Below are 9,209 nucleotides of genomic sequence, written 5' to 3'. Positions count from 1 at the left end.
GCCCGCACCAGCCGCTCCACCGCCTCGGGCGGTATGTCCTGCCCGGGGGAGACCTGCTCGGACAGTCTCAGCCGCCACTTGGCGGTGTGGACCGGCAACGGCACCCCGCCCGCCGCGTCCGCCACCACCAGCCGGACCGTGTTCGACCCCACGTCCACCACGCTGATTCGCATGGCCGGGGGGTACCCGCCCCGCCGGTCCGTACGCCTGACGACACGTCCAACGACGCATGAACGGCGGGTGAACGACGCGGAAACGTCTCATTCCCGCCCGGCACCGGGACCAAGAGGGCCGGAATTCACGCCAGTTGTCGTCGCACCAGCTCGTGCAGCGGCCCGCTCCCGTCCGCGAGCAGCTCCGCCGGCGGCCCCTGCTGCACGATCCGGCCGTCGCGCATCACCACGACCCGGTCGGCGTCCAGCACCGTGGACAGCCGGTGCGCGATGACGATCCGGGTGGCGTTCAGCTTGCGGGTGCTGTCGATCACGATGCGCTGCGTCTCGTTGTCCAGGGCGCTGGTCGCCTCGTCGAAGAAGAGGATCCTCGGCCGCCGCACCAGGGCCTGAGCGATCATCAGCCGCTGCCGCTGGCCGCCCGAGACCGATCCGCCGCCCGCGACCAGGGTGTGCAGGCCCATCGGCATCCGCCGGATGTCCTCGGCGAGACCCGCCAGTTCGGCCGCCGCCATCGCCTCCTCCGGCGAGCACGGCTCGGTGCCCCGGATCACGTCCAGGATCGACCCGGTGAACGGCTGCGCGTGCTGGAGCACCACCCCGCACTGCCGCCGCACCGCCGAGCGGTCCAGCGCCGCGAGGTCCTGGCCGTCGTAGAGCACACTGCCGGACAGCGGCCTGTCGAAACCGATCAGCAGCCTCAGCAGGGTCGACTTCCCGCAGCCGCTCGGCCCGACGACCGCCACGAACTCGCCCGGCCGCACCTGGAAGGAGACGTCGTCCAGGACCAGCGGCCCGTCGGCGGAGTACCGGAACGACAGCCGCCGCGCCTCGATCGCCCCGGACAGCGGCCCCGGCCGGGTGCTGCCCGCGCCCGCCTCCGGCACGGCGTCCAGCACCGGCCGGATCTCCTCCAGCAGCGGCAGCGCCGCCACCGCCGACACGAACGCGCCGGTCAGCGAGGTCACCGAGGTCAGCAGCATCGTCACCGAGGTGCTGAACGTCAGGAAGGCCGCCGCCGACATCGAACCGCGCGCCGGACCGGCCAGCAGCATGAACATCAGCAGTGTGCACACCGGCAGGTACACCGCGCCCAGCACCGTCGTCACGTTCTTGATCCGGCCCACCCGCCGCTGCAGTTCCCGGCCGCGCGCGAACTGCTCGGCCCAGGCGGCGTACGCGTAGTTCTCGGCGGCGGCCACCCGCAGCTTGGGCAGCCCGCGCAGGGTCTGGAACGCCTGGTTGTTCAGCTTGTTGGTGAGCACCACCAGCCGCCGCTGCCGGCGCACCTGCCACAGCCCCAGCGCCGAGAACACGGCCGCGATCACCACCAGCATGCCGACCGCCGCCCACGCCATCGAGGCGCTGTACCAGAACAGCAGCACCAGGTTCATCGCGCCCACGGTCAGCGACTGCGCCACTACCGGGCCGACCCCCGCCAGCAGCCGGCGGATCGCGCTGACCCCCATGGCCGCGCTCGCCAGCTCACCGGTGGACCGCTCGGTGAAGAACCGCGTAGGCAGCCGCAGCAGCCGGTCCCACACGGCCGGCTGCAGCGTCGCCTCGACGCGCCCCTCAAGGCGCAGCACGGTCAGGTTCTCCAGCAGCAGGAACGCCGCCGCCACCACACCGCTGACCAGCACCGCCAGACACACCAGCGTGATCGGCTCGCGCTCGGCCCGCGGCACGTACTGGCCGAGCACCCGGCCCGTCGCCACCGGCACCAGCGCCCCGAGAGCCACCGTCACCAGCCCGCTGACCAGCAGGTTCAGCACATCGCCCCGGCTGCCGCGCAGACAGAACCGCAGCAGGCCGAGCGGACCGGGCCGCCGCTCGGGCAGCGGCCGGTAGAACATCACCGCGCGCGGCTCGAACTCCTGCGCGTTGCCCGGCCCGACCGGCGTCGCCCGCCCGGTCGCCGGATGCACGGCCGCATAGCCGCCGCGCCGCCACAGCAGCGCCACCGGCGCCCCCGACAGCGCCCGCCGGCCCACCAGCGGGCCGGCGTTCTCCCGCCACCAGCGGCCCTCCAGCCGCACCGCCCGGCTGCGCACCCGCGACGCCAGCGCCACCTGCTCCACCGGATCGAGCCGCTCGCTGACCGTGCCCGGCTGCGGCGGGTCGGCCAGGGTGATCCCGGCGGCCCGGGCCACCAGCAGGCAGGCCGCGTACACGGCGTCCGCGTCGGCGGCCGTCGCCCGGTGCGCCGAGGACCGGCCGATGGACGCCAGCAGCGTCCGGTCGGCCCGGTCCCGGACCGCCTCGCCGGCCGCGATCCCCGCGGCCGTCCGCGTCTCATGGGCCCGCTCCAGCTCCTCGATCCAGCGGTCCAGCGCCGTCAGCAGCCGGTACTGCTGGTCCACCACCGACTGCCACACCGCCGGGTCCATCAGCAGATCGGCGGCGGCCTCCGCGCCGTACAGCGCCCCGTACCGGACGCTGCCCGGCGGCACCTGCATCCAGAACACCTCGTCGTCGGCGGGCGCGGCGGACCGGTCGGCCGCCAGCGGGGCCTGGAACAGCACCGACAGGCTGCGGCCGAGACCGAGCGCGAGCGCGTACTCCAGACCGCCGGCCGCCGGCGGCACGTACTGCGGCCGCCCGTACTCGTCCCACGACCAGGTCTCCGTGGGCGCCGGCTGATACAGCTCGCGCAGCCCGATCCGGCGCACCGCGCAGTCCCGCAGCGGCCGGGCCACCAGCGTGTGCCGCGGCCCCGGCGCCGGGCCCAGCAGCAGCGAACCCGCCGCCAGCCGGCCCAGATGGTGCCAGTGGCCCTGCCGCTCCGCGTCCACCGCGAACAGGTCCAGTTCGCCGGCCGTGACCAGCCACAGCGCCTGCGGACCGGCCAGATCCAGCCGGTTCGAGCCCGCGCAGTCCACGGGCGCGCCCAGCGGACCGAGCGCGCCGAGGACCGGATCGCTTGCGTGCACCGCCGTCGTCTCCGTCATCTCACCGCTCCCCGACCAGCGCCGCGTACGCCCCGCCGCGCGCCAGCAGCTCCTCGTGCCGCCCGCGTTCGACGACCGTGCCGTGCCGGAGCACCACGATCTCGTCGCTGTCGCGCACCGTGGACAGCCGGTGCGCGATCACCACGCAGGCGCAGCCGCGTCGCCGCAGGTTGTCCATCACCACCTGCTCGGTCTCCGCGTCCAGGGCGCTGGTCACCTCGTCCAGCACCAGGATGCTCGGCCGGCGCACCAACGCCCGCGCGATCTCCAGGCGCTGGCGCTGCCCGCCGGAGAGGTTGCGGCCGTCCTGCTCGACCCTGCTGCGGATGCCGCCCGGCCGGCGGGCGATGTCGTCGTACAGGGCGGCGTCGCGCAGCGCCTCCACCACCGCCTCGTCCGGGACCGACGGGTCCCACAGGGCGACGTTGTCGCGGACCGTGCCCTCGAAGAGGAACACCTCCTGGTCCACGAAGGACACCGACGCCGCGAGCGCCCCGCGCGGGATGTCCGCAAGGCGCTGCCCGTCGATGCGGATCACCCCCTCCCACGGCGCGTACAGGCCCGAGATCAGCCGGGACACCGTCGACTTGCCGCTGCCGGAGCCGCCCACCAGCGCCACCTGCTGCCCCGGCCCCACCCGCAGGTCGAACCCGCTCAGCAGCGGCTCGTCCAGCGGGCTGTAGCCGAAGGAGACGTTCTCCAGCTCGACATGGCCGCGCAGCCGCCGCGTCGAGTCCCCGGCGCCGGACCGGGTGTGCAGCGGGTCGGTGCGGAAGTCCTCCACGTCCTTGAGGCGGGCCACGTCGGCCGCGAAGTCCTGGATCCGGCCCGCGACGCCGTTGAGCCGGGTCAGCGGCGCGGTGAAACGGGCCACCAGCGCCTGGAAGGCCACCAGCAGACCCACCGAGATGTGCCCCTCCACCGCCCGCATCCCGCCGATCCACAGGATCAGCGCGCTGTTGACCGTGGCGAGCGTCGGCGCCACCACACCCAGCCACGCGCCCGGCACGCCCAGCCGCTGCTGCTCCTCCAGCGTGGTGGCGTGCTGCCCGGCCCAGGTGCGGAAGTAGCCGTCCTCGCCGCCGGTCGCCTTCATCGTCTCGATCAACTGGAGCCCGTTGTAAGCGGTGTTGGTGAGCCGTGCGGTGTCCGCCCGCAGCTTCGCCGTCCGCGTCGCGCGCAGCCGTACGACCACCCGCATCGCCACGATGTTGAGCAGCGCCACTCCGATGCCGACGGCGGTCAGCTGCGGGTCGTAGGTGTACAGCAGCACCGCGTACAGCACCACGACCACCGCGTCCACCCCGGCCGCGGCCAGATCGCGGGCCAGCGTCTCGGCGACCGCGTCGTTGGACTGGAGCCGCTGCACCAGGTCGGCCGGGCTGCGCTGGGCGAAGAACGTCACCGGCAGCCGCAGCAGATGGCGCAGGAACCGGGCGCCGGTCAGCGTCGAGGACACGATCCGCCCGTGCAGCAGATTGGCCTGCTGCAACCAGGTCAGCGCCACCGTGAACAGCACACACGCGGCCATCGCCGCGAACAGCACACCCAGCAGCGAGGACTGCCCGCCGATGAGATACGTGTCGATGTAGGTCCGGCTGAGCGCGGGCACCGCCGCGCCCACCGCCACCAGCAGCAGGCTCGCCAGCACCGCCACCGGCAGCGCGCCCGCGGTGCCGCGCAGCCGGGCCGGCAGCGCACCGCGGATGCCCGGCCTGCGCCCGCCCCGGGCGAAACCCTCGCCCGGCTCCAGCACCAGCACCACACCCGTGAAGGACGCGTCGAACTCCTCCATGGGCACGAACCGGCGCCCCTTGCCGGGGTCGTTGACGTACACCCCGCGCCGGCCCAGCCGGCGGCCCGTGCCGTCGTAGACGACGTAGTGGTTGAACTCCCAGAACAGGATGGCCGGCGCCTTCACCTCGGCGAGGGCGGCGGTGTCCATCTGCATGCCCTTGGCCGTGAGACCGTAACCGCGCGCCGCCTTCAGCAGGTTGCTCGCCCGCGAACCGTCGCGGGAGACGCCGCAGGCGATGCGCAGCTCCTCCAGCGGCACATGGCGGCCGTAGTGGGCGAGCACCATCGCCAGCGAGGCGGCCCCGCACTCCACGGCCTCCATCTGGAGCACCGTGGGGGTGCGCACGGTCCGGCCGCGCCGCCGGGGGACGGGGGTCCTGCGGGGCGGGGCGGCGCGCCGGCGGCCCCGGGTGGGCGGGGCGGCGCTCACGGCAGCAGCCAGTCGACGGGATGCCGGCCGGCCAGCCGGATCGAGGCGTCGGCCAGGGTCATCGACTCCAGCCGGAACGGCGGCCCGTCCGCCGACGACCACCGGTAACCGCTCTTCGTCGCGGCCGTCTCCAGCCGCACCAGCACGGCGACCGGCCGGCCCTTCCCGGCGAACTGCTCGCCCAGCCGGGCGTCCCCGAGGAACGCGCCGATGCGCTGCGCCGACTGGCCCGTGCGGTCCACCGCCGTCACCCGGCCGCGCAGCACGCCGTAGCGCTCGGCCGGCACGGAGGACACGGTCAGGTCCACGGCCGCGCCGACCGGGACGGAGGCGCCGCTCTGCGCGGGCACGTACACCGTCGCGAACAGCGGGTCCGAGGCGTGGGCCACCTTCTCCACGGCGGCCACGTCCGAGCCGGTGGCGACGATCTGCCCGAGGGCGGCGGCGAGGGTGGTGATCCGGCCCGCGGCGACCGTGCGCACCACCGTCTCGCCCCGGGCGGTACGCACCTTCAGCACCGGCGCGTTCGCCGGCAGCCGCTCGCCCTCCTCGGCGAGCACGGCCGTGACCTGCCCGGCGACCGGGCTCTGCACCACGTAACCGCCCTGCGCGTGGGTGAGCACCGCGGGCGCGGCGACCGTGGTGGCCACCGAGCCGGTCACCGCCCACCCGCAGGCGGCGGCCAGGGCGACCAGCGTGACGGCCAGCACGAGACCGCCCCGGGGGCGGGCGAGCCGCACCGGGAGGTCCAGTTCTTCGGGCGACTGGAGCCTGGCGAGGGCCTGTTGACGGAACTGCACGGAACTTCCCTCACCTGGGGGAGACTTCTTCGGGGCCAAGAGCCCGAGGGACTTCTTGTAAACGTCCGAGAACCCCGGAACCGGTGGACGGCTCCGGGGACTCGGCGGCAGCGCGGTGCGCTCAGAGACCGGCGACCAGGTTGGTGACCGGGGCGGTGTTCAGACCGGTCACACCCTCGACGGTGCCGACGGCCGTGTCGACCAGGCCGGTCACCGGGGCGACGCCGTCCACCAGGCCGGTGACGGTGCCGAGGGCGTTCACGGACAGGCCGCCGGAGATGGAGTCGAGCTCGGCGTCCGAGATCTCGGCGGTCTCGACCTGGGGGGTGGAGTTCATGCTGGAACTTCCCTTCGTGTGGGGGTTGTGACAAGGGGGGAACGGCCTCGCCCAAGACCGGCGGACGGCCGCGGCCACGGGCGCCGGCCGCCTGTTTCCCAAGCGTCCCGGCCGGCCCCCGCGGTGCGATGGATCAAAGCACGACGCGCCCCGCCGCTTCCACTTGCGCAGGGCTCTCACCAGCGCACTTGCCCATCAAGGGGCCTCTCGCGTGGATGTGCGGGCACGAGTCGTCGGCCACTTCTTCACATGCCGCACGGCATCGGCCCACGCACACCCTTGCCCGCCCGGAGGCGAACGGTGCACTTGGCGCCAAACGCACGTCGCGGGCGCGGCGGTTGTGCAGATCGGCCGCGCCCGGTGACCCCGCTGGGCACGCGCTGTGCAGATTCCCTGAAGCAGCAATTCCGCTCCCGGTCCGTGACGGAGTGTCACCGTCATGGGGTCGGGCGACAGCGGGGTGTGTCCACGGCGAGCGGGCCGGTCCGGGCGCGCCCGGGGCGAGTCGACGTACCGGTTTGAACGCCCCGCGCTCCGGACGCGTACCAACTGCCGGCCAGGCGCGCCCCAACCCGCCGCCGTACGGCGGCACGGACCCCGCCCCCAGGAGGTCGAGAAGTTTGAGTCACCAGCGAATTCCGAAACGCAAGGCCGCGATAGCGGCGGGCGGCGTGATGGCGCTCGGCGCGGCGGCGCTGCTGCTCCCGCACGCCAACGCCTCCCAGGACGCCGCGACCGGCGCCGGCGCCCCCAGGACCTTCGCGGCGAAGGACGCCTCGGACGTCGCCTCCCGGCTCGCCGGATCGCTCGGGACCGCGTACGCCGGCGCCTACTACGACAGCGGCAGGCAGCGGCTCGTGGTGAACGTGGCGGACGCGGACGACGAGGCCGTGGCGCGGGCCGAGAAGGCGGGCGCGGACGTCCGCCGGGTCGGCAACAGCATCGCCGCCCTCAAGTCGGCCGCGCGCACCCTGAAGGCGAGCGCCACCATCCCCGGCACCTCGTGGGCCGTGGACCCGCGCACCGACAAGGTCGTCGTCACCGCCGACCGCACGGTCACCGGCGCCGAGTGGAACCGGCTCCGGTCCACCGTCCGCGGGCTCGGCGAGGGCATGGCCACCCTCAAGCGGTCCGCCGGCGCCTTCCGGACGTTCGCCTCCGGCGGCGACGCCATCTTCGCGCAGGCGCAGGGCGGCACCGTGCGCTGCTCCCTCGGCTTCAACGTCACGGCCGCCGACGGCAGCCCCGCCTTCCTGACGGCCGGTCACTGCGGCGTCGCCGCCAGGCAGTGGGCCGACTCGCAGAACGGGCAGCCCGTCGCCACCGTGGACCAGGCGACCTTCCCGGGCAACGACTTCTCCCTCGTCAAGTACGACGACCCCGCCACCCAGGCGCCCAGCGCGGTGGACGTGGGAGGTGGGCAGAGCGTGCAGATCACCGGGGCCGCCGAGGCGACCGTCGGCGAGACCGTGTTCCGCATGGGCAGCACCACCGGGCTGCACAACGGGACGGTGACCGGCCTCGACGCCACGGTCAACTTCCAGAGCGAGACCGACCCGAACGGCGTGGACACCGTGACCGGACTCATCCAGACCGACGTCTGCGCGGAGCCGGGCGACAGCGGCGGCTCCCTGTTCACCCAGGACGGCGGCGCGGTCGGCCTCACCTCGGGCGGCAGCGGCGACTGCACCCAGGGCGGCGAGACCTTCTTCCAGCCGGTCACCACCGCCCTCCAGGCGACGGGGGCGACGTTCGGCGCGGATGCCGGTGCGGGTGACCAAGGGGGTGACGGCGCGGCCGGGCAGGGGGCCGGCGGCCAGGCGGGCGACCACAACGGCGGCGGCCAGTCCGGCGACGGCTCCACGGCCGTGCCGGGCGACGACGCGGCGGGCTCCGGCGCGGACGACGGCTCGGGCGCGGCCCAGGACCCCGGCACGGGCGGCGACTCCCGGACGGGCACGCCCCGGACGGGCAACGGCCTCGGAAGCGGCCGGGGCCGCGGCCACTGACCGGCGGACGGGCACGGCGCCGGTCCCGGTGACACACCGGTCGCGGCGCGACGGGCCGGGCCCGGCGAGACGTCCCCTGGCCGGGAACCGGTCTCGGCGACACCTGCCGGGCCGCCACGTCGGATCCGGGCGACGGGCCGTTTCCGGGACGGCACGTCGGCGTCGGCGCGGCGCCGGCCCGGCTGACGCACTGGTCCCGCGACGCGTCTGCCCGGTCGACACGTCGGACCCGGCAACGCGCCGGCCCTGGGCGGCATGCCGTCTCGGCGACGCCTGCCCGGCCGCCGTCCCGTCGGCTCCGGGGTGACAGGCCGACTCCGGGGCGACAGGCGGTCCCGGGTGTGCGCCGGTGCCGACCCGACACGTCGGTCCGGCAAGACGCTTGCCCAAGCGGCGCACCGGTCCCGGCGAGGCGCTTGCCCGGCCGACGCGTCGGCCGCCTCGGTGGCGCGCTCGCCCGACCGCCACGTCGGTGGCGCGCTCGCCCGGCTGCCACGTCGGGGCCGTGAGTCCGGTCCAGGGGCGACACGTCGGTCCCGGCGGACGGTCGGGGCCGGCCGACGCCCCGTCCGGCCTGGCAGCCGCCCCGCCTCCGGCATGCCACCGGACCCCCGCAGCCCGTCGGCCCCGACCGTCCGCCGGGCCAGGGGCGAGCCGACGGCCAGTCAGCCGGTCGGCCGGGTGCAGCGAGCCGGGGCAGGGGCGTCGGCCG

5 protein-coding genes and 1 pseudogene are annotated in these 9,209 nt (G+C 75.0%); 1 reads left to right on the top strand and 5 read right to left on the bottom strand.

The genetic code is table 11. The features are described from left to right. From K7787_RS20535 to K7787_RS20515, 5 genes and pseudogenes are all read right to left on the bottom strand, one after another. Positions 1-173: pseudogene (locus tag K7787_RS20535) on the bottom strand (Ppx/GppA family phosphatase); the annotation flags it as partial. Between the two features lie 125 nt (positions 174-298). Continuing rightward, positions 299-3,124, bottom strand: coding sequence for an NHLP bacteriocin export ABC transporter permease/ATPase subunit (locus tag K7787_RS20530; protein WP_223002481.1), 2,826 nt, complete (start codon positions 3,122-3,124; stop codon positions 299-301). Between the two features lies 1 nt (position 3,125). Next, positions 3,126-5,351, bottom strand: coding sequence for an NHLP family bacteriocin export ABC transporter peptidase/permease/ATPase subunit (locus K7787_RS20525; RefSeq protein ID WP_223002480.1), 2,226 nt, complete (start codon positions 5,349-5,351; stop codon positions 3,126-3,128). Then, positions 5,348-6,151, bottom strand: coding sequence for an HlyD family efflux transporter periplasmic adaptor subunit (locus K7787_RS20520; RefSeq protein ID WP_223002479.1), 804 nt, complete (start codon positions 6,149-6,151; stop codon positions 5,348-5,350). The genes K7787_RS20525 and K7787_RS20520 overlap by 4 nt, the downstream gene beginning before the upstream one ends. Positions 6,152-6,272: 121 nt before the next feature. Beyond that, positions 6,273-6,488, bottom strand: coding sequence for a type A2 lantipeptide (locus tag K7787_RS20515; RefSeq protein ID WP_169438874.1), 216 nt, complete (start codon positions 6,486-6,488; stop codon positions 6,273-6,275). A gap of 620 nt (positions 6,489-7,108) precedes the next feature. Between K7787_RS20515 and K7787_RS20510 the strand changes: the two genes are divergently transcribed. Beyond that, positions 7,109-8,497 (top strand): S1 family peptidase, encoded by a 1,389-nt coding sequence (locus K7787_RS20510; RefSeq protein WP_247721112.1) that lies wholly within the window; start codon positions 7,109-7,111, stop codon positions 8,495-8,497. Positions 8,498-9,209: the final 712 nt, after the last annotated feature.

Source organism: Streptomyces sennicomposti, from assembly GCF_019890635.1.
GTDB lineage: Bacteria > Actinomycetota > Actinomycetes > Streptomycetales > Streptomycetaceae > Streptomyces > Streptomyces sennicomposti.
The sequence above is the reverse complement of the archived record's forward strand: the minus strand, read 5'-3'. Positions and strand labels throughout refer to the sequence as shown.